Annotated in this window: 3 protein-coding genes; all 3 read right to left on the bottom strand. The window is 69.6% G+C overall.

Annotated elements, in window-relative coordinates:
- Window positions 1-661, bottom strand: a 661-nt coding sequence (argB, locus tag LQV45_RS26290; RefSeq protein ID WP_230009630.1) for an acetylglutamate kinase, incomplete at its 3' end; no start/stop codon positions are given.
- A 46-nt stretch (window positions 662-707) separates the two neighbouring features.
- Window positions 708-1874, bottom strand: a complete 1167-nt coding sequence (gene argJ, locus LQV45_RS26285; protein ID WP_230009629.1) for a bifunctional glutamate N-acetyltransferase/amino-acid acetyltransferase ArgJ — start codon at window positions 1872-1874, stop codon at window positions 708-710.
- Window positions 1871-2328, bottom strand: a 458-nt coding sequence (locus LQV45_RS26280; RefSeq protein ID WP_253074586.1) for an Asd/ArgC dimerization domain-containing protein, incomplete at its 5' end; no start/stop codon positions are given. The genes LQV45_RS26280 and argJ, both read right to left, overlap by 4 nt.

Raw genomic sequence — 2328 nt, 5'->3', positions numbered from 1 at the left:
CCAGCTTGGAGGCACCCAGGGCCGACGCGACCGCGGCCGCCGCCGTGTCCGCGTTCACATTAAGTACCTGCCCCGTGGTGGATCCGTCGTCGTGGATTTCCGGGGCGACGGTGGAGATCACAGGAATCCGGCCGGCCGCGAGGATGTCCTCAATGCCTTCCGGGTTCACCCCGACCACCTCGCCCACCAGGCCCAGGTCCACCTCTTCGCCGTCCACCACGGTGCCGGTGCGGACGGCGCGGAGCAGGCCGCCGTCTTCGCCGGACATCCCGACCGCGTACGGGCCGTGGGAGTTGATCAGGCCCACGAGTTCGCGTCCCACCTGGCCGGTGAGGACCATCCGGACCACGTCCATGGCCTCGGGCGTGGTGACACGCAGCCCGCCCTTGAATTCGGATTCGATCCCGAGCCGGCTGAGCATGGCGTTGATCTGCGGGCCGCCGCCATGCACCACCACGGGGTGGATGCCGACGTGGTGCAGGAACACGACGTCCTCGGCGAAGGCGCGGCGGAGCTCGTCGTTGACCATGGCATTGCCGCCGTACTTGATCACCATGGTGCTGCCGGCAAAGCGCTGGATCCAGGGCAGCGCCTCGATCAGCGTGGCGGCTTTGTCCCGGGCGTCGGACTGGGAGGTGGTCTCGCGTGTCTGGGTGTTCATGCTGTTCGTCCTCTGTTCATCCCTGCTGTTCATCCCTCCGGGGAGGTCAGCTGGAGTAGGCGCTGTTTTCGTGGACGTAGTCGTGGGTGAGGTCGTTGGTGAGGATCGTGGCCTCGGCTGCACCGGCCTGCAGGTCGATTTCGACCAGGACCTCGCGCGGTTCGAGGTCCACGAGGTTCCGGTCATCGCCGATGCTGCCGTTGCGGCAGATCTGCACACCGTTCGTGGACACGTTCAGCTGGTCCGGTTCGAAGGCCGCGTCGGTGGTGCCGACGGCGGACAGCACGCGGCCCCAGTTGGGGTCCTTGCCGAAGATCGCGGTCTTGAACAGGTTGGAGCGGGCGACGGCGCGGCTGACGATTTCGGCGTCCCGCTCGCTCGCGGCGTTGAACGTCCGGATCGCGATGTCGTGGCTGGCGCCCTCGGCGTCGCCGATCAGTTTCCGGGCCAGCTCGGCGCAGACCTGGGTCAGGCCGGCGCCGAAGTCGGCGGCGGACGGCGCGGCACCGGAGGCGCCGGAGGCGAGCAGCACCACGGTGTCGTTGGTGGACATGCAGCCGTCCGAGTCCGCCCGGTCGAAGGTGAGCCGCGTGGCGTTGCGGAGTTCGGCGTCGAGCACGTCCGGCGGGACGTCGGCGTCCGTGGTGAGGACCACCAGCATGGTGGCCAGGCCCGGGGCCAGCATGCCGGCGCCCTTGGCCATGCCGCCGATGGTGAACTGCGTGCCCTCCGCGGCCGTGCCGGTGAAGACGGACTGCTTGGACACCGAATCCGTGGTCATGATCGCGGTGGCCGCCGCGGGGCCGCCGTCCGCGGCCAGGGCTGCGGTGGCGGAACCGATCCCGGCCAGGATTTTCTCCATGGGGAGCTGCTCGCCAATCAGTCCGGTGGAGCAGACCACGACGTCGGTGGCGGAGACGCCGAGGGCTTCGGCGGTCTTCTCCGCGGTGGTGTGCGTGTTCTGGAACCCCTGGGGCCCGGTGCAGGCGTTGGCCCCGCCGGAGTTGAGGATCACGGCATCCACGCGGCCGTCCTTGACCACTTCGCGGGACCAGTGCACGGGGGCCGCGGCGACGCGGTTGGACGTGAAGACCGCCGCGGCGGCCTTGGACGGGCCGTCGTTGACCACGAGGGCCACATCCGGCTTGCCGGAAGCCTTGAGCCCGGCCGTCACGCCGGCGGCGCGGAATCCCTGCGGTGCGGTGATGCTCACGGTGCGACTCCCTGGAGGTTGAGGCCGGCGGTTTCCGCCAGGCCGAGGGCTAGGTTCATGGACTGCACGGCCCCGCCGGCGGTCCCCTTGGTGAGGTTGTCGATGGCGCAGCACACGATCACGCGGCCGGTGTGCTCATCGAAGGCGAGCTGCATGACCGTGTGGTTCGATCCCTGGACCGATTTCGTGGAGGGCCAATGCCCCTCGGGGAGCAGGTGCACGAACGGTTCGTCGTCGTAGGCTTCGGCCCAGGCGGCACGCAGGTCTGCGGCAGTGACTCTGCGGCCTGGCTGCTGCCGCACCCTGGCGGTCGCCGTGGTGAGGATGCCGCGGCTCATCGGCGCCAGCGTGGGCGTGAAGGAGACAGTGACCGGGGCCCCCAGCGCCTTGGAGAGTCCCTGTTCGATCTCGGGGGTGTGCCGGTGTCCCCCGCCGACCCCGTAGGGGCTCATGG

It is taken from the genome of Microbacterium sp. Bi128, from assembly GCF_918698205.1.
This window is presented reverse-complemented; position numbering and strand designations above follow the sequence as displayed.